The sequence below is a fragment of the Neorhizobium sp. JUb45 genome (assembly GCF_004343585.1).
Classification (GTDB): domain Bacteria; phylum Pseudomonadota; class Alphaproteobacteria; order Rhizobiales; family Rhizobiaceae; genus Neorhizobium.
Genome location: NZ_SLYW01000004.1, coordinates 109,623 through 128,454 on the forward strand (window position 1 = coordinate 109,623; position 18,832 = coordinate 128,454).

The 18,832-nt window shown below is 59.1% G+C and carries 18 protein-coding genes; 9 read left to right on the plus strand and 9 right to left on the minus strand.

From position 1 onward, the window contains the following. Positions 1 to 26: 26 nt before the first annotated feature. From EDF70_RS17305 to mepA, 8 genes are all read right to left on the minus strand, one after another. Positions 27 to 1,160, minus strand: a complete 1,134-nt coding sequence (locus EDF70_RS17305; protein ID WP_132276131.1) for an alpha-D-ribose 1-methylphosphonate 5-triphosphate diphosphatase — start codon at positions 1,158 to 1,160, stop codon at positions 27 to 29. Continuing rightward, complete coding sequence (locus tag EDF70_RS17310; protein WP_132276132.1) at positions 1,160 to 1,870, minus strand: DUF1045 domain-containing protein; 711 nt, start codon at positions 1,868 to 1,870, stop codon at positions 1,160 to 1,162. Before EDF70_RS17310 ends, EDF70_RS17305 begins: the two co-directional genes overlap by 1 nt. A 347-nt stretch (positions 1,871 to 2,217) precedes the next feature. Further along, positions 2,218 to 2,853, minus strand: a complete 636-nt coding sequence (locus EDF70_RS17315; RefSeq protein WP_132276134.1) for a 2,3-bisphosphoglycerate-dependent phosphoglycerate mutase — start codon at positions 2,851 to 2,853, stop codon at positions 2,218 to 2,220. 37 nt (positions 2,854 to 2,890) lie between these two features. After that, positions 2,891 to 3,727: a 4-hydroxy-tetrahydrodipicolinate reductase gene (gene dapB / locus EDF70_RS17320; protein ID WP_132276136.1), complete on the minus strand. Its 837-nt coding sequence runs from the start codon at positions 3,725 to 3,727 to the stop codon at positions 2,891 to 2,893. Between the two features lie 25 nt (positions 3,728 to 3,752). Next, positions 3,753 to 5,552 carry an ABC transporter ATP-binding protein gene (locus tag EDF70_RS17325; protein WP_132276138.1) on the minus strand — a complete coding sequence of 600 codons (1,800 nt, stop codon included), beginning with the start codon at positions 5,550 to 5,552 and terminating at the stop codon, positions 3,753 to 3,755. 164 nt (positions 5,553 to 5,716) lie between these two features. Then, on the minus strand, positions 5,717 to 6,739 hold the full coding sequence (locus EDF70_RS17330) for a glucokinase (protein WP_132276140.1): 1,023 nt from the start codon (positions 6,737 to 6,739) through the stop codon (positions 5,717 to 5,719). 8 nt (positions 6,740 to 6,747) lie between these two features. Beyond that, positions 6,748 to 7,128 carry a methylglyoxal synthase gene (locus tag EDF70_RS17335; protein WP_132276142.1) on the minus strand — a complete coding sequence of 127 codons (381 nt, stop codon included), beginning with the start codon at positions 7,126 to 7,128 and terminating at the stop codon, positions 6,748 to 6,750. A gap of 125 nt (positions 7,129 to 7,253) precedes the next feature. Then, a complete protein-coding gene (gene mepA, locus EDF70_RS17340) occupies positions 7,254 to 8,249 on the minus strand; it encodes a penicillin-insensitive murein endopeptidase (protein ID WP_245519234.1) in 996 nt (331 codons plus the stop codon). A gap of 230 nt (positions 8,250 to 8,479) precedes the next feature. Here mepA and EDF70_RS17345 point away from each other — a divergent pair, with 230 nt between their 5' ends. The 8 genes from EDF70_RS17345 to pncB all read left to right on the plus strand — a co-directional run bounded on the left by EDF70_RS17345 (position 8,480) and on the right by pncB (position 16,992). Further along, entirely contained in the window at positions 8,480 to 10,327 is a 1,848-nt protein-coding gene (locus EDF70_RS17345; RefSeq protein ID WP_132276146.1) for an extracellular solute-binding protein, read from the plus strand. Positions 10,328 to 10,457: 130 nt separating this feature from the next. Next, positions 10,458 to 11,537 carry a microcin C ABC transporter permease YejB gene (locus tag EDF70_RS17350; protein WP_132276148.1) on the plus strand — a complete coding sequence of 360 codons (1,080 nt, stop codon included), beginning with the start codon at positions 10,458 to 10,460 and terminating at the stop codon, positions 11,535 to 11,537. Between the two features lie 14 nt (positions 11,538 to 11,551). Then, positions 11,552 to 12,685 (plus strand): ABC transporter permease, encoded by a 1,134-nt coding sequence (locus tag EDF70_RS17355; protein ID WP_207908277.1) that lies wholly within the window; start codon positions 11,552 to 11,554, stop codon positions 12,683 to 12,685. A gap of 64 nt (positions 12,686 to 12,749) precedes the next feature. Further along, positions 12,750 to 13,010 (plus strand): hypothetical protein, encoded by a 261-nt coding sequence (locus EDF70_RS17360; protein ID WP_132276152.1) that lies wholly within the window; start codon positions 12,750 to 12,752, stop codon positions 13,008 to 13,010. Beyond that, positions 13,010 to 13,483 carry a type II toxin-antitoxin system VapC family toxin gene (locus EDF70_RS17365; protein WP_132276154.1) on the plus strand — a complete coding sequence of 158 codons (474 nt, stop codon included), beginning with the start codon at positions 13,010 to 13,012 and terminating at the stop codon, positions 13,481 to 13,483. Before EDF70_RS17360 ends, EDF70_RS17365 begins: the two co-directional genes overlap by 1 nt. Continuing rightward, the gene (locus EDF70_RS17370; protein ID WP_132276156.1) at positions 13,480 to 15,108 is read left to right on the plus strand and encodes an ABC transporter ATP-binding protein; all 1,629 of its coding nucleotides are present in this window, start codon (positions 13,480 to 13,482) and stop codon (positions 15,106 to 15,108) included. The genes EDF70_RS17365 and EDF70_RS17370 overlap by 4 nt, the downstream gene beginning before the upstream one ends. Before the next feature lie 105 nt (positions 15,109 to 15,213). Next, positions 15,214 to 15,516 (plus strand): hypothetical protein, encoded by a 303-nt coding sequence (locus EDF70_RS17375; RefSeq protein WP_348639724.1) that lies wholly within the window; start codon positions 15,214 to 15,216, stop codon positions 15,514 to 15,516. A 171-nt stretch (positions 15,517 to 15,687) separates the two neighbouring features. Further along, a complete protein-coding gene (pncB, locus tag EDF70_RS17380; RefSeq protein WP_132276158.1) occupies positions 15,688 to 16,992 on the plus strand; it encodes a nicotinate phosphoribosyltransferase in 1,305 nt (434 codons plus the stop codon). A 69-nt stretch (positions 16,993 to 17,061) separates the two neighbouring features. Here pncB and EDF70_RS17385 read toward each other — a convergent pair whose 3' ends face one another. Then, a complete protein-coding gene (locus EDF70_RS17385) occupies positions 17,062 to 17,457 on the minus strand; it encodes a DUF1236 domain-containing protein (RefSeq protein ID WP_132276160.1) in 396 nt (131 codons plus the stop codon). 263 nt (positions 17,458 to 17,720) lie between these two features. On the opposite strand from EDF70_RS17385, the gene EDF70_RS17390 reads away from it, so the two are divergent. After that, positions 17,721 to 18,824 (plus strand): PfkB family carbohydrate kinase, encoded by a 1,104-nt coding sequence (locus tag EDF70_RS17390; protein ID WP_132276162.1) that lies wholly within the window; start codon positions 17,721 to 17,723, stop codon positions 18,822 to 18,824. Positions 18,825 to 18,832 lie beyond the last annotated feature (8 nt).

Below are 18,832 nucleotides of genomic sequence, written 5' to 3' on the forward strand. Positions count from 1 at the left end.
CGCTGTGAACCCAAGAATAGATGCCGTCAGGTGACGCGTTTTCCTTGCCGCCAGACAGCGCGGCAGACCGGTACACCGCTCGTCCGATGCACGCGCACAAGATCGGCACGCAGGCCTGTGGCGATCCGGCCGCGGTCGTTGAGGCCGATCGTGCGGGCTGGCGTAGCGCTGACCATGGCAATCGCCTGCGGCAGGCTGACGTTCTCGATCGTGTCTGCGAGGAGGAATGGAGCGTGCAGCAGGCTGAAGGGCACATAGTCCGACGACAGCACATCCAGCACGCCGAGACGGGCAAGGTCGCTGGCGGCAATGTTGCCGGAATGCGACTGACCGCGCACCACGTTCGGTGCCCCCATCAACACGCTGAGACCAGCCTTGTGCGAGGCTTCGGCGGCAGCGACGCTTGTCGGGAACTCAGCCAGCTTTACGCCGTGGCCGATCGATTCATCGACATGCTCAAGGGTCGCATCGTCATGGCTGGCAAGCGCGATGCCGACATCCGTGCAATGGGCGGCAAGCGCATCGCGATGCGGCGCCGCATAGCGCTCGGATGCCTCCAGACGGCGTGCGACGAAAGCATCGAAAGCTTCATCGCTCAGGCCACGCTTGATCTTGTAGTAGAAGATGTACTGGTCCATCGTCTGGAACTGGCGCTGGCCGGGTGCATGGTCCATCAGTGAAACGAGCCGCACGGCCGGATCACCCTCGAAATCGGAGAACTGCTCGACCACGTCTGATGTCGAGACCTCGCAGCGCAGATGCAGGAGATGTTCCGAGCGCAGGCGACCCTCACGACCGGCCGCTTCGATCGAGTTTGCCAGTTCGCGCATCTCGCCCCGCGCAAAGCCGCCTTCCTCGCCCGATCCCATGCGCAGGCAATCGAGAACGGTGGTGATGCCAGAACCAGCGATCTGGGTGTCATGCGCCTGAATGGCGGCAATCGCATTCCATTTCAGCCCGGCGCGGGGCGAAAAATGGGTTTCCAGATGGTCGGTATGCAGTTCCACCAGGCCGGGCAGCAGATAATCGCCTTCCAGGTCTTCACCGGCTTGGGATGTTCCCTCGGAAATGTCTGCAATCAGGCCATCGCGGATCTGCACGCAACCCTGCAGGATGCTGTCTTCAAGAACGATGCGGGCATTGCTGAAAACCTGTTCCATCAAGCCACGGCCTCTTTTTTCTCACCAGACTTGAGCGGCGCACGATGCAGAACGGAAAACGGCTCGCCACGTTGCGGTTCGACGAACACCGTCAGCGCATCGATGCTGCGCGGCTTGCCGGTGAACGCGGCAAAGCGCTGTGTCAGCAGCGCGGCAATTGCCGCGCTGCGTTCCTCGACTACTGGCCCGGTCAGCGTCATGTGGAAGCGAAATTCTTCCATGACGTAAGGGTAGCCATATTGATGCAGATAGTTGCGCTGCGGCTCGCTCAGTTTTTCCGGCTTGCGGCGCGCGATATCGGCTTCGGAAAGCGGTGCACGAAAGGGCTCGAACTGCTCCACGATGCTGCCCGCGAAAGCTTGAAGGATTGGGTCAGGTGCGCCCGGCACGAGCGCGAAGAAAGGCCCAAGGCCGGCGACCACCAGTTCATGAATGTCGAAGGCGTCAGCCTGTGCGGCGAACCGATCGACTGCATCTATAAGGCCCGCTTCGTCCTTGCCGTCGGCCAGCGTAAACGGCGCCTTCAGCGTCGCATGAAAGGCGTAACGGCGCGGATCAGCCGTAATCGTCCTCCATTCGTCTTCTGAAAGACCCGTATCGGTGGGAGGGGTAAGATCGCGCCCTTCATAGGCATCACGGCCAAGCCAGACACTTGCTGCCTGCGTCAGCGGATCATCCTTGGCGGGGGTGAAATAGATCGCATAACGCATGGTATCTCATGTCCTTAAATTCGGTGTTCGACCAGGGATATAGGCCGTTGTCGCCGCGTTGTCGCGGTACCTTTTCACAGCCTCGTGACAAACCCGCGGCACGGTCGATGAAACCTTTTCGACCCTTCGTACGTTTCCACAACGCAATAAGGAGACAGTACAATGGAAGAAGCAAGCATCATGATCGGCACCGTCATGGCAGTCTTTGCGGCCAGCGGCGTATTGTCGGCCTATTGGTATTCCCGTCACCAGGATTGATTGCCGATCTTTTTGGGAACATGTAATTTGAACAGGAAGGGCCGCGTCATCGACGCGGCCCTTCCTGCATTTCAATGCTTGCCGTTGGCTCAGTGCGCGCCGGACATATCGCCCAGAACCGCCTTGGAAGCGACGGTGGAATCGGCGTTGACCGTGTAGACGATCGGCACGCCGGTCGCGAGGTTGACGTCGAGGATCTGCTCCTTCGTCAGGCGGTCGAGAACCATGATCAGCGACCGCAGCGAATTGCCGTGGGCGGCTACCAGAACCTTCTCGCCTTTGAGAACGCGTGGCAAAATTTCCGTCAGGTAATAGGGCCAGACGCGGGCGCCGGTGTCACGCAGGCTTTCGCCACCCGGCGGCGGCACGTCGTAGGAACGGCGCCAGATATGGACCTGTTCCTCGCCCCACTTGGCGCGGGCATCGTCCTTGTTAAGGCCGGAGAGGTCGCCGTAATCGCGTTCGTTGAGCGCCTGGTTGCGGATCGTTTCGAGGCCGGACTGGCCAAGCTTTTCGAGCACGATCTTCAGCGTGTTCTGGGCGCGCTTCAGGTCGGAAGTGAAGGCGATGTCGAACTTAATGCCGGTTTCAGCCAGGGCCTTGCCACCGGCTTCGGCTTCCTCGATGCCAAGCGGGGTCAGGTCCGGATCGCGCCAGCCGGTGAACAGGTTCTTGAGATTCCAGTCGCTCTGCCCGTGGCGAACGAGGACGAGTGTACCGCTCATGTAGTGATTACCTCCAGTATGTGCCGATATTTATTTGTCAGTTCGAAAGCCCAAGCACGTCGAGCATGGAATAGAAACCCGGTTTCTTGTCGCGGGCCCAAAGTGCCGCAGCAACGCCGCCGCGCGCAAATATGCTTCGGTCTCTGGCGGTGTGCGACAGCGTCAGCATTTCTCCCTCGCCGGCGAAAAGGACCGAATGATCGCCAACGATGGAGCCGCCGCGCAGCGTCGCAAAGCCGATCTTGCCGGCTTCGCGCGCGCCGGTATGGCCATCGCGTACCCGTACCGAATTGCTGGCCAATGCGATGTCGCGGCCACGCGCGGCAAACTCGCCGAGCAGGAGGGCGGCGCCGGAAGGCGCATCAACCTTGTGCTTGTGGTGCATTTCAACGATTTCGATGTCCCAGCCGGCTGGTGGCAGGGCTTTCGCGGCCTGCTCCACGAGCACACCAAGAAGATTAACGCCGAGGCTGGTATTGGCGGATTTCACGACGCGCGCATGACGGCCGGCGGCAACGATCTTTTCGTTGTCGGCTTCGGAGCAACCCGTCGTGCCGACCACATGTACGATACGTGCCTGGGCGGCAAGACCGGCATATTCGACCGAGGTTGCCGGTGTGGTGAAATCCAGAACGCCATCGGCATGCAGGAAGGCCTGCAGCGGGTCGGTCGTCAGGGCAACGCCGAGAAAGCCGACGCCGGCGAGTTCGCCGGCATCCTTGCCGATGAACGGCGAGCCTTCGCGTCCGATGGCCGCGTGCAGGCGCACGCCTTCGGTTTCCTGAATGATGCGGATCAGCGATTGCCCCATTCTGCCGGCTGCACCCACGACCACGAGCTTCATGTCGGTTTCGGTCTTGGACGTTGCAGGCATTCAGGCAGGCTCCGTATTGATGCGGTCAGTCTTCGGTCGCAGGCGCTTCCACCGGAGCGCCCTGCAGATTGTTGAGGCGAGCGTAGAGGCCGTCAGGGCGCTTAGCAAGCTCCTCGTGCGAGCCCTGCTCGATCACATGGCCCTCGTTCATCACCACGATCTTGTCCGCCTTGACGACGGTCGAGAGGCGATGTGCGACGACGACCACGGTGCGGCCCTTCATGGCGACATCGAGTGCCTTCTGCACGGCAGCTTCCGACTCGTTGTCGAGGGCGGAGGTCGCTTCGTCGAGCAGCAGGATCGGTGCATTGCGAACAAGCGCGCGGGCAATCGACAGACGCTGGCGCTGCCCACCCGAAAGCGTGATGCCGTTTTCGCCGACCGGGGTGTCGTAACCCTTGGGTTGGGCGAGGATGAAGTCGTGCGCATGGGCAAGACGAGACGCTTCCTCGATCTCCGCATCGGTCGCTTCGGGGCGGCCATAGCGGATATTGTCGCGGATCGAGCCTTCGAAAAGATAAGGCTGCTGCGAAACATAGGCGAGCTGGCGGCGCAGCGAGGATTTGGTAACCGTTGAAATATCCTGTCCGTCGATCAGGATTGCCCCCTCGGTCGGGTCATAGAAGCGTGGGACAAGTGCAATGATCGTCGACTTGCCGGCGCCGGACGGGCCAACCAGAGCGGTGGTCTTTCCACCCTCGGCAACGATATCGACACCTTTGAGGATGGCTGCACCTTCGCCATAGGCAAAGCCGACGCCCTTCAATTCGATGCGGGCCTCGGTGACCACGAGATCAGCTGCATCCGGCACTTCGCGTTGCTGCGGCTGCAGGTCGAGCAGGGCGTAGATCATGCGAGCGTTGACGACGGCGCGTTCGATCTGCACCTGCAGCTTGGCGAGACGCCGGGCCGGATCGTAGGCCATCAGCAGGGCGGTGACGAAGGAGAAGAAGGCGCCAGGCGGTACGTTGTCGTAGATCGAGCGGAAAGCGGCATAGGCGAGAACGCTGGCAATCGCCAAGCCCGCGAAGGATTCCGTCAGCGGCGAGGTGCGCTCGGACAGGCGGGCGATGCGGTTCGAGCGCTTTTCTGCCGTCTCGATGATGCTTGCCACCTTGTTGTCGAGCTGCTGCTCCATCGTGAAGGCTTTTACGATCGCAATGCCCTGTATGGTTTCCTGCATGGCGCCCAGCACGTGGCTGTTGACCTCAATGGATTCCTTGGTGGCGGTGCGCAGCCGGCGCGACACGTAACGCAGCGCATAAATCAGCGGCGGTGCGACGGCAAAAACGATCAGCGACAACACCCAGTCCTTGCTGATCATGACGCCGATCAAGGCAATAAGCGTCAGGAAATCGCGGGCGGTCGAGGTAACCGTCAGGTTCAGGACATCGCGAATACCGGTGACGTTCTGGCTGATCTGGGCGGCCAGATGCGAGGAGCGTGCTTCACTGAAATAACCGACCGACAGGCTCATGAGGTGGGTGTAGAGGCGACGCTGGTATCGCGCGACAATGTTATTGCCGATCTTGGCCAGCGTAACCGCTTCGCCATAACTGGCAAAACCGCGCAGCACAAAGACGCCGAAGATGGCGCTGCAGATCAGGATGACGAGATCGGCGCGCTTGTTGGCAAAAGCCTCGTTGACGACGGCTTCCATGATCCATGCCGTGAAGGCGGTGCTGCCGGCAACCAGGATCAGACAGGTGATGGCAAAGGCGTAACCGCCAATATGGTCGCGGCCATTCTCGGCGATGACACGCTTCAGCGTGCCGGCGACAGTTGAGGAACTGACCTCGGATTTTCTGTTCTTGTGCGCTTTCAACAAGCCTTCCAATCACCAAAACTCTGACGCAAAAACGCCCTTGTCGGACGCGCGTCTTAACCAGTTGGTAGCGTTTTGGCTAGCCGAGCCAATAGATTCGGAGGCCTTGTTGCATTTGTGCAGGCCGGTCGGGCACAAAACAGAGTGCCCGACAGTGCCTGATATTATCGTTGCCAGCGGCGCTCGTCCATCGATACGCCATAGGCTGAAGGCCTGCGGGCAAAGCTCGCAAGGCCAGCCAGGGCTGCCTGCGGGTGGGTAACCACGAAGGTCGGGATGGTGGCGAGCAGTTCGGTGTGCGGCGCTTTGTCCTCGAAAGCGGCGCGGAATTCCGGTTTCCGCAGTGCCGCGATGATCTTTTGTGAAATGCCACCGGCCAGATAAACGCCGCCGCGCGCCATGAAGATCAACGCCATGTCGCCCGCAACGCGACCGAGATATGTACAGAACAGAGAAAGCGTTTCCACTGCCTGCGCATTGGAGCCGTCCAGGCCCGCGGCGGTAACGTCGGCGGGATCTTGTAACGCAGCTTCGATACCATCAGCCTTGCAGATCGCCTGATAGATGTTGACAACGCCGCGCCCACTGAGAATTTCTTCGGCCGACACGCGGCCTTCGATGCGCTTTAGGTGCGGGAAGATCGCAAAGTCGCGGTCCGAGCGCGGTCCGACATCGACATGGCCGCCTTCGCCGGGAACCGGGAACCACATGTCGCGGGCATGCAGCAGACCGGCAACGCCAAGACCTGTGCCGGGGCCAAGCACGACGCGTGACGCCACATGCGGTTCGCCTTCGGCCCCGAGTGTTTCGCGATTTTCCGGGCCGAGTTCGGAAGCGGCAAGCGCCTGTGCCTCGAAATCGTTGACGACGAGAACATCATCGAAGCCGAGATCGGAAATCATCTTTTTAGGGCGCACCACCCAGTCGCAATTGGTGAGATCAATCTCATCGCCATCGATCGGGCCGGCAACAGCCAGAATGGCCGACCGGGGTTTTACATCGCTGCCATCCAGCACGACCTTTTGAATGGCATCATCGATCGTATCGTAATCGGCCGTCTTCACGCTGACGAACGGCGTCGCTTCCGCTGTCGCATCGGCAAGGACGGAAAAGCGGGCATTGGTGCCGCCGATGTCGCCGAGGAGAATGGGAAAGGGGAGTGCGTCGGTCTTCATGCTGTCGGCCATAAGAAACGTCAGTCCTTCTGGAAATCGATAAATTTTTCGGCGGTCGCGCGGTTAAGCGCCATCGGGATGTCATAGACGGTCGCAAGCCGGGTCAGCGCCTTGACGTCGACATCATGGGGAAGCGCTGACAGCGGATCGATAAAGAAGATCAGCATGCTGACTTCGCCGGTCGCGATCATCGCGCCGATTTGCTGGTCACCGCCAAGCGGGCCGCTTTTCAGGCGGGTAACATCGAGGTTTGGAGCGGCATCCTGTACCCGGCCACCGGTCGTTCCGGTGGCCACGATCCTGAATCGCGCCAGCGATTCCTGATGGCTGCTGGCGAAATCCGCCATGTCGTCCTTTTTCAGGTCATGCGCGATCAGCGCAATGCATTGTCTGTCCGACATGGTGTCTCCTCGCCCGGGAATTTATAGGGCTTTTGCCTGCGATTTCCATAGCGCTTTCCGAGCTTTGGAAAGACGTCACAGATTTCTAGACTGGAGATCAGCTTCTTGCCAACAGGCTTCGTCGCCTAGTTGGCGGGGCGAGCGCGTGGCAGGGGTACGTCGGCCGGGGGCGCATTGACGATTGCGGCCGCACCACCATCCGGCTGGACTGCCGAGGGGCGGGGTGCGACGCGCGTATTGCCACTCGTGACCGCGGCAATCGCCGGGTCTGCAGGTGCGGAAAGCACGGCAGCGCAGGCCTTAGGCAGGTCCGACAGCATCACCTGGCGCGGCTTGACCGGTTTTTCGCTCGGATCCTTCTTCGGTTTGGCCCAGGGCTCCGGGGTGAACCACCATGCGAGCGATTTGTCGCAGCCGTCTCCGGCCGGTACCGATGTCTGCGGCCGGCAGTTCGCATCACCGGTCGGGCAGCGCATGCGGATGTGAAAGTGCTCGTCGTGACCGTATATCGGCCTGACCTTGCCCAGCAGCGAACGGCTGCCGGTCCAGGTCTCGCACAGCTTCTTCTTGATGGCGGGGTTGACGAAAATCCGCTCCACATCCGGATAGCTTGCCGCCTGCATGACCAGCTTGGCATGGGTAAACGTCCAGCGTCGTTGATCGACGGTCAGGAACTTGCTCTTGTCGAGCATCGAGGTGAAAGGCAGGGTTTCGCGCTCTGCCGCCGTCATGTGACGTTCCGGCATCGGCGTGAACCAGATGTCGGCATCGAGCCCGATCTGGTGAGAGGCATGACCGGTCAGCATCGGCCCGCCGCGTGGCTGCGAAATGTCGCCGATCAGGATGCCCGATCCCCATCCGAGACGTGCCGCATCCATGGAAAAGCGCTGCAGCAAAGCCACCAGTTGCGGCTGGCCCCAGCGGCGGTTGCGCGAAAGGCGCATGGCCTGCCATGTCGGTCCATCCTCAGGCATGGCGACAGCGCCCATCTGGCAGCCCTTGGCATAGGAGCCGATCGGGGTGGATGCCCCATCGGAGGGAAGTGCAACATTGCCGAACAGCTGTTTTGCAGGTGTTCCCTCCTGAGCGGTGACAGGCTCCGCAAGCGCTGCGCCTATCATTACTGCCGCCGTCAGAGCCCAAACACTCCGGGAAATCGCTGTCATGGTCATCCGTCGCAAATCACTCAGTTGATTTGGTTTTACCGTGAAACCGGATTTTGGTGAAATGGAGATGCAAGATGCCTGAATTTATCTCGGCGATAATACGCTTGTGAGGGGAGCGCTCCTGTTTTTCGCCCTGTTTTGCCCTATGCTTCGCTGCAACAGAGCAATGTAAGCAGAGGTTTCGAATGGCTTGGTCCCGGCAAAAGACAGGTTTGGCAATCGCGATAATGGCGGCGGTCGTGGCGGTGTCGGGTGTGCAGGCGCAGGATTCGGGGCAAGGGGCGAAATGGCGGCATGGCATGGCTGTCATCGGCGATCTGGAATTGCCCGCCGATTTCAAGCAACTTCCTTATGTCGATCTGGACGCCCCGAAGGCCGGCCAGTTGCGGCTGGCGGCGGAAGGCACATTCGACAATCTCAATCTGGTGATTGACCGCGGTTCGCCCGTTCTTGGCCTCGGCATGATCTATGATACGCTGATGAAGCGTTCGGAAAACGAGGTTTTTGGAACATACGGGCTTCTGGCCGAGGCTGTGTCCTATCCGGACGACATGTCATCGGCGACCTTTCGCCTGAGAACCGAGGCGAAATGGGCGGATGGCAAGCCGGTGACGCCGGACGACGTGATCTTCAGCATGGAAAAGCTCAAGGAATTGAGCGCCATGTATTCTGGCTATTATCGTCATGTCGCAAGCGTTGAAAAAACAGGTGATCGCGACGTCACTTTCCGTTTCGACGAAAAGGATAACAAGGAGCTGCCGTCGATCGTCGGCGATTTTCCGATCCTGCCCAAACACTTCTGGGAAGGACAGGATACGCAGGGCAAACAGCGCGATATTTCCAAGACGACACTCGATGCCGTCATGGGATCCGGCCCCTACAAGGTTGCCGCCATCCAGCCCGGAGCCTCGATCCGTTATGAACTCCGCGATGACTACTGGGGCAAGGACCTGCCGATCAATCTCGGCCAGAACAATTTTCGTACGATCAGCTACACCTACTTCGCCGATGCCGATGTGGAGTTCGAAGCGTTTAGGGCCGGCACGATCGATTACCGTCAGGAAAACAGCTCAAGCCGCTGGGCAACCCGCTACGATTTCGATGCCGTCAAAGATGGGCGGGTTAAACGCGAAGCACTGACCAATCCGTTCAAGGCGACCGGCGTGATGCAGGCAATGGCGCTGAACACAAGGCGGGAAATCTTCAAGGATGCCCGCGTTCGGGAAGCGCTCAACTATGCCTTCGATTTCGAGGATATGAACCGCAGCCTCGCTTATGGTGGACTAAAGCGCGTCGACAGTTTCTTCTGGGGGACCGAACTGGCGTCCTCGGGTCTGCCGCAGGGGCGCGAGCTCGAATTGCTGCTGGAACTGAAGGATAAGGTTCCGCCACGTGTTTTCGATACGCCCTATACCAATCCGGTCGGCGGTGATCCGGCAAAGGTGCGCGATAACCTGCGCAAAGCGGTCGGTCTGTTCAAGGAAGCGGGCTGGGAGCTGAAAGGCAATCGCATGGTCAATTCCAAGACCGGCCAGCCGATGAGTTTTGAAATTCTGCTGAACAGCGCTTCGATGGAGCGGTCGGTCAACCCGTTCGTTGCCAGCTTGAAAAAGATCGGTATCGACGCTCGCATCCGCACTGTCGATGGTTCGCAATATATCAACCGTACCCGCAGTTTCGACTATGATGTCATATGGTCGGTCTGGGCGCAGACAATGAATCCGGGCAACGAGCAGGTGGAATACTGGGGCTCGCAATCGGCCGAGCGGCAGGGGTCAAGAAACTATGTTGGGATTGCCGATCCGGCTGTCGATGCCTTGATCCGCAAGATCATTTTTGCTCCCAATCGTGACGAACAGGTCGCCGCAATCAAGGCGATGGACCGTGTTTTGCTCGCCAATCATTATGTCATGCCGCTGTTTTATGCGGGTGAGGCCAAGGTGGCTTACTGGAACCGCATCACGCATCCAGCCACCCTGCCTGAATATGGGATCGGTTTCCCCGACATCTGGTCGGAAAAGCAGACAAAGTGAACCGCCGCCGCCGGGGCTTGCTTCCCGCAAGCCCAACTGGTCCAAATGGCCCGATGATTCGCATGTACACCGCAATGCCGTGTTCACCAAAGTCTGGTGAAATGCACACAACGACGATCAGGGAGCGCTGATGGGCGCCTATATTTTCCGCCGCCTGCTTTTGATGATCCCGACGCTGATCGGCATCATGGCGGTCTCCTTCATCGTCATCCAGTTCGCACCCGGAGGTCCGGTCGAGCAGGTTATCGCGCAATTGCAGGGTTCGGATGCCGGCGATCGTCTCTCCGGCGGTGGCAACGATCTTGCCACGCAGGGCGGCGACGAAGGCCAGTATCGCGGCGCGCAGGGGCTTGATCCGGAATTCATCAAGAAGCTCGAGCAGCAGTTCGGTTTCGACAAGCCGCCGCTGACGCGTTTCCTCGACATGATGTGGAACTATGCGCGTTTCGATTTCGGCGAAAGTTTCTTCCGCAACACGCCCGTCATCGATCTCATCCTCGACAAGCTGCCGGTATCGCTGTCTCTGGGCGTCTGGATTCTGTTGTTTTCCTATATCATTTCCATCCCGCTCGGCATCCGCAAGGCCGTCACGGACGGATCGGCCTTCGACGTCTGGACCTCCGGCATCATCATCATCGGTTACGCGGTGCCCAGTTTTCTGTTCGGCATCCTGCTGATCGTCCTGTTTGCCGGCGGGTCGTTTTTCGACTGGTTCCCTTTGCGCGGCCTCGTATCCGACAATTTCGATGACCTGTCCTGGTGGGAAAAGATCATCGATTATTTCTGGCACCTGACATTGCCGCTGATCGCCTTGTCCTTGTCGGCATTCGCCACCACGACGCTGCTGACCAAAAATTCGTTCATCGACGAGATCAAGAAACAGTATGTGACGACGGCCCGCGCCAAGGGGCTGAACGAACGGCAGGTTCTGTATGGCCACGTTTTCCGCAATGCGATGCTGATCGTCATCGCCGGTTTTCCGGGTGCCTTCATCTCGGCTTTCTTCACCGGATCGCTTCTGATCGAGAACATCTTTTCGCTCGATGGCCTTGGCCGTCTCGGTTATCTCGCCATCATCAACCGCGATTACCCGATCGTGTTCGGCACGCTCTACATCTTCTCGCTGATGGGGCTGATCATCAGCCTCGTCTCCGACCTTATCTATACCTGGATTGACCCGCGTATCGATTTCGAGCGGAGGGACGTCTGATGGCCGACGCGTCCGTGACGACCGCTGCCGCACAGGCTTCCACACCGCCAAAAGGTTTCTGGTCACCCACCAGCCTGCGCCGCTGGCAGAATTTTCGCGCCAATGGCCGCGGTTTCTGGTCCTTCTGGATTTTTCTGGTGCTGTTCTTTGCCAGCCTGATGGCGGAATTCATCGCCAATGACCGGCCGATCATCGCCTCCTACAAGGGCGAGATCCTTTATCCGGTGCTGGTGGATTACCCGGAGGAAAAGTTCGGCGGCTTCCTGGCGACGACGGATTATCGCTCGGAGTTCATCACCCAGGAGATCGAAGCCAATGGCTGGATGATCTGGCCGCCGATCCGCTACTCCTACCAGACGGTCAATTCGCAGATTCCGCATTCGGCGCCGACCGAACCTTTCTGGCTGATGGACAAGGCAGATCGCTGCAGCGCCTATCCTCAAAAGGATGCCGATCCGAATTGTTCTTTCGGCAATCTCAACTGGCTTGGCACCGATGATCAGGCGCGCGATGTCGCCGCGAGGCTGATCTACGGGTTCCGTATTTCCGTGCTGTTCGGCCTGGCTCTGACCGCCGCCTCGGCTGTCATCGGCGTTCTGGCCGGTGCCGTGCAGGGCTATTTCGGTGGCTGGACCGATCTTCTGATGCAGCGTTTCATCGAGATCTGGTCGGCCATGCCGGTCTTCTACATCCTCTTGATCATCGCCGCGATCCTGCCGCCCGGCTTCTTCATCCTGCTCGGCATCATGCTTCTGTTTTCCTGGGTGAGTTTCGTCGGCGTGGTGCGTGCGGAATTTTTGCGCGCCCGCAATTTCGAATATGTGCGGGCAGCGCGTGCGCTCGGCGTCGGCAACTGGACGATCATGCATCGGCACCTTTTGCCGAATGCGATGGTGGCGACCCTTACCTTCCTGCCCTTCATCCTGTCCGGCTCGATCGCGACTCTGACCTCGCTCGATTTTCTCGGCGTCGGCATGCCGCCTGGCTCGCCGTCGCTCGGTGAAATGATCGCGCAGGGCAAGAACAACCTGCAGGCACCCTGGTTGGGGCTGACGGCGTTCATGGCCATGTCGGTGATGATGTCGCTGCTGATTTTTGTCGGCGAGGCGGTGCGCGATGCCTTTGATCCGCGAAAGGCGTTCCGGTGAGCAGGGTTCGTCAAATGATCGGATCTGCGCTAACATGCCGGCAGAAATCACGGGGCAAGAAGCCATGAACAGGATCGTTCGAGAGCATTACCCGGTTGCCAATCTTCCCGAAGACTTGCGGGAAGGGCTGGATGCGGACGCCATGGTGCGCGTGGTGGTGGAGGTTGCGCCTGCACGGTTCGACGATATTTTGTCGAATAAGCCGCTCAAGCCGGAAGACATTATGGAAATCCGCCGCCGGTTATTTGCGGATGGCCGCCCGTCCGTGTCTGCCGAAGAAGCGGTTGCCCGTATTCGCGAGCTGCGCGACGAATGGGATTATTGATGGGTGGCGTAGGGCGCATCTATCTGGACACGAACCTCTTCATCACTGCGTTTGAAACGCAGAGTGGTGTGGTGGGAAAGGTTGCTTTGCTGCTGGGCGGTCCCGTTCATAAACCACAGCGATTCGTGACGAGTGAACTCACCTTGGCTGAATTGCTCGTATTGCCATATCGCAATGCGGACGCAGCATTGATCGATCTCTACGACAAACTGCTTTCCAACAGCCCTTGGCTCGATGTTCGGCAGGTGTACCGGGATATTATGCCGGGTGCCGCGCGGCTGCGAGCCGCAAACCTTGGCCTCAAACTCCCCGATGCCATTCATCTGGCCACCGCTGTCGATGCTGGTTGCACGTACTTCCTGACCTATGACCTTGGTATCGCGAAAGTGAAATTGCCATCGGACAGCACCTTGACGATCTTGCGTCCTGACGAAGCCACGCTCACCTCCCTTCTTGAAAGCCTTGCCGAATGACTGCACCGCTTCTCTCCGTAAAAGACCTGTCGGTGGCCTTCCATCAGGGCGGCAAGACCTCGCTGGCTGTCGATCGTGTCTCCTTCGATATCGCACCGGGTGAGGTGATGGCGCTTGTCGGTGAATCCGGCTCCGGCAAGTCGGTCACCGCCAATTCGGTTCTGCGGCTACTGCCTTATCCGGCGGCAAGCCACCCGTCCGGTGAAATCCTGTTCGACGGCAAGGACATGCTGAAGGCGAGCGATGGCGCGCTGCGAAAAGTGCGTGGTGACGACATCACCATGATCTTTCAGGAGCCGATGACCTCGCTCAATCCGCTGCATTCGATCGAGCGGCAGATCGGCGAAATTCTCGCCCTGCATCAGGGCATGAATGTTGCCTCGGCGCGTGTCCGTACGCTTGAGCTTCTGAACGAAGTTGGAATTCGCGAGCCGGAAAAACGCTTGAAAGCCTTTCCGCATGAGCTGTCGGGTGGCCAACGTCAGCGTGTGATGATCGCAATGGCGCTTGCCAACCGGCCAAAACTGCTGATCGCCGACGAGCCGACGACGGCGCTCGATGTCACCGTGCAAGCACAGATTCTTGAGCTGTTGAGCCGGTTGAAGGTCGATTACGGCATGTCGATCCTGTTCATCACCCATGATCTCGGGATTGTCCGCAAATTTGCAGACCGTGTCTGCGTGATGACCAAAGGCAAGATCGTCGAAGCGGGGACTGTCGAAGAGGTCTTCGAGGCGCCCAAGCACGAATATACCCGTCATCTTCTGGCATCGGAGCCGAGAGGCGAACCGCCATCGACCGATGCAAGCCGGCCTGTGGTGATCGAAGGCAAGGACGTCAAAGTCTGGTTTCCGGTCAAGGCCGGTTTCTTCCGCAAGGTGGTCGATCATGTGAAAGCGGTCGATGGTGTCGACCTGACGCTGAGGGCCGGCGAGACGCTTGGCGTCGTCGGCGAATCGGGTTCGGGCAAGACGACCCTAGGGCTTGCTCTTGCGCGGTTGATTTCCTCCAAGGGTCGTATCAGCTTTATCGGCAACCAGATCGACGGTCTGTCTTTCAAGGGCATGTTGCCTTATCGAGACCGGCTGCAGGTTGTGTTTCAGGATCCTTACGGCTCGCTCAGCCCACGCATGTCGGTGGGTGACATCATCGCCGAAGGCCTCAAAGTGCATGAAAAATCACTGTCATCGGCACAGCGTGATCAGCGCGTCGCTGCAGCGCTGGATGAAGTCGGTCTCGATCCGGCGACACGCTGGCGTTACCCGCACGAATTTTCCGGTGGCCAGCGCCAGCGTATCGCCATTGCCCGCGCCATGGTCCTCAAACCGCGTTTCGTCATGCTCGACGAGCCGACATCGGCGCTCGACATGACGGTGCAGGCGCAGGTGGTCGATCTGTTGCGCGACCTGCAGCAGAAGCACCAGCTGGCCTATCTGTTCATCAGCCACGACCTGAAAGTGGTGAAGGCGCTGGCCAACGAGATGATCGTCATGCGGCTCGGCAAGGTGATGGAATCAGGCCCCTCAGAACAGATTTTTCGCGCACCGCAGAATGAATATACGCGGGCACTGATGGCCGCCGCCTTCAAGATCGAGACGGCCGAAATCGGTGCGATCAGCCAGTAATCGCCGGTTCGGCCAGCGTGTCGTGCAGGAACATTCGCCGGCAATGCTGGTTCTTCTCCCATGAATGTCGCCGTTTTCCGGCGGCAGACCCAGAAGGAGGAGACGATGAACAGCCGTTTCGATCCCAAGGATGCACGACCGATCGATACCCTTCCGCCACGCTTTGGCACGCGTGACACGGTGAAGGAGATAGAGCAGCCTCTGACCACGACGGATGCCCGACAGGGCGCCAGGGGCACGCCGGTGCTGAAGGTGCTGCTTGCCGGCATCGTGCTGGCGCTGCTGGCCTGGGGTGGCGCCGAATGGTGGGGTGCGCAAACTGCTCCGCCGGCGGAACAGACGGCAACGCCGCCCGCTGGCCCCATGGAACCTGCCACTCCGGATGCAACGCCGTCCAGCACGCCGTAAAGCTTTTAGCTTCAATACAGATGCAGGACGCATCAATCGATTTGATGGTCCTGCATCTGGACTTTGCCGACTGTTTTGCCGATAAATTGCGCTTCGGGCGTGAAAACACGCTCTTACCTTAGGCAGGCAAGGGCGTTTCTCCTGATTTCAGGACACGCCGCAGGGGCAGGCATGACCAAGACCGATATCGCAACCCGGGTCTATAACCACGCCTTCAAGCTCGATCCCATCATACGCAGTCTGATCGATACCGATTTCTACAAGCTGCTGATGCTGCAGATGATCTGGAAACTGTATCCGCAGACGGATGCGACGTTTTCCCTCATCAACCGGACAACGCGTGTGCGGTTGGCGGATGAGATCGATGAGGGTGAGTTGCGCGACCAGCTGGATTATGCCCGGTCACTGCGTCTCTCCAAGAAGGAAATGATCTGGCTGGCGGGTAACACGTTCTATGGCCGCAAGCAGATCTTTGAACCGGAGTTTCTGACCTGGCTCGCCGCCTATCAGCTGCCGGAATACGAATTGTCGAAGCGCGATGGCCAATATGAACTGACGTTTCATGGCCGCTGGGTTGATACGACCATGTGGGAAATTCCCGCACTTGCGATCATCAACGAGCTGCGCTCGCGTGCTGCCATGCGCTCGCTCGGCTATTTCACCCTCGATGTCATCTATGCCCGTGCAAAGGCAAAAATGTGGGAAAAGGTGGAGCGCCTGCGTGAACTGCCAGGCCTGCGCATCTCCGATTTCGGCACCCGCCGCCGTCACAGTTTTTTATGGCAACGCTGGTGCGTCGAGGCGCTCAAGGAAGGCATAGGTCCGGGCTTTACCGGCACCAGCAACGTTCTGCTCGCTATGGATTCCGATCTCGAGGCTGTGGGTACCAATGCGCATGAATTGCCGATGGTGATGGCAGCGCTGGCGGATAGCGACGACGAACTGCGGACCGCCCCCTATAATATCATGAAGGACTGGAACCGGCTTTACGGCGGCAATCTGCTGATCGCGCTGCCCGACGCTTTCGGCACAGCCGCTTTCCTGCGCGATGCGCCGGAATGGGTGGCCGACTGGACCGGTTTCCGCCCCGACAGCGCGCCACCGATTGAGGGTGGTGAAAAGATAATTCAGTGGTGGCAGAAAATGGGGCGCGATCCGCGCCAGAAGCTGCTGATCTTCTCCGATGGTCTTGATGTCGATGCGATCATCGACACCTATCGTCATTTCGAAGGCCGCGTGCGCATGAGTTTTGGCTGGGGCACCAACCTCACCAATGATTTCATGGGCTGCGCACCGATAGCACTCGATGGTCTTAATCCGATCTCAGTGGTCTGCAAGGTCAGCGATGCGAATGGAAGGTCGGCGGTAAAGCTGTCCGACAATCCGCATAAGGCGACCGGTGATCCTTCGGAAATACAGCGTTACCTGAAAATTTTTGGTCAGGAAGACCGGGTTGAGCAGGCGGTTCTCGTCTGACACCTTTATTCACGACACCAGAAAGGCCCTGTGCAGTGCTGCACAGGGCCTTTCTGTTTGAACCATTTGTTACTGCACGACCTGAACGACCGTATGCGTACGGGGATCGACGATCACGCGCTGTTCGTTGACGATGGCATAACCATACCGTTCATTGCTCGGGACAGGCGCCAATATGACAGTCTCAGGGATGCGTTTGCCGACAACGACCTCCTGCTGCACCATCACAGGCGCCGGAGCAGGCTGCTGCTGCACATAGGTGACGACTTCCTGCGGCGGCGGGTCAATGGCTGTGCCGATAATCGCACCGGCAACGCCGCCGACCGCTGCACCAACAGGACCGCCGACGATGGCGCCAGTGACTGCGCCGCCTGCCGCACCGCTGGCGGTGCCTTCCTGGGCATAGGCGGCGGTGGCAAACACGGTGGCCAGAGCGGCCGCAGACGTCATGATGATCTTACGCATTGGTCTTCTCCTTTGGGTCTACCAATGGCGAAAGAACACGCCCGACGATTTTCCGTTCCGATTTTGCGATAACGAATGGTGAAGATTTGAAAAGATGGACCATCAGGAATGCCGTCAATTTCGGCACTAAGTTTCTGTTTCTACGAAATTAAAGATCTTTTCATACGGCATCACGTTTGAAGACCTTACACTCTGGAAATAAACACTTGTTTATTTTACAATCAGAAGTTATTTGATCCATAGGTTTTCGAGGAAGCACGCATATGGACGAACTTGCACCGCAGGAAGCGGCGGTTTTGGCGCTCATCAAAGCCAATCCGTTTGTTGGCCAGCAGGAAGTGGCGGATCAGATGGGTCTGGCCCGCTCCACCGTTGCAGCCCATATCGTCCAGCTTGTTCAGAAAGGCCACATTCTCGGTCGCGGTTATGTTCTGGCCAGCGGCCAGCGAGCCATATGCGTCGGTGGTGCCGTGCTCGACCGCAAATACAATGCCCGCGCGCCGCTGGTGATGGAAACCTCCAACCCCGTCGATAGCGGTCGTTCCTTTGGTGGTGTCGCCCGCAACGTCGCCGAAAATCTGGCGCGGCTGGGCACCGCCACCGGCTTCGTTTCCATGGTCGGTGATGATGAAACAGGCCGTGCTATCCTCCATGACTTGCAGGCTTGCGACATCGATATCAGCCAGGTCGTTCTGACAACCGAGCGGCCGACGGCGGAATATGCGGCGATCCTGGATCCTGCTGGCGATCTCGTGCTCGGCATTTCCGACATGAGCATTTTCGATCTCATCCAGCCGGCACAGATCGAAAAGGCCTGGCCGCATCTGGCCGCCGCCAGCTGGGTTTTTGCCGATTGCAACCTGCCGGCCGAAACGCTGTCTTTCCTGATCTCCAAGCGTCGCGATGCTCGTTTTCGCCTGGCGATCGATGCCGTCTCGACGCCGAAAGCCGCGCGCCTGCCGCGCGATCTGACGGGCATCGACCTGATCTTCATGAATATAGACGAGGCCAATGCCGTGCTGCGGCTCGACGAGGTGATCATCGATGCCGGTGAGGCTGCCTTGGCATTGCAGGCAGCCGGCGCCTCGGAAGCGGTCGTCACCATGGGAGCACGTGGTATCGCAGTCGCAGGTCGTGAGGGCCTGAAACTCTTTGCCGCAGTTGAAGCTCACCCGGTCGATATGACCGGTGCCGGCGACGCCATGATTGCCGGCACGCTGCATCGCCTGCTGCAGGGCGATGATCTTTATAATGCCGCCCGTACCGGCGCGCTTCTCGGAACACTCACCACGGAAAGCCCGGCCAGCGTTCATGCCGACCTGTCGGAACGCTTTCTCGCCGCCAACATGCATCGCCTCGATCGCTGAAAGGAATT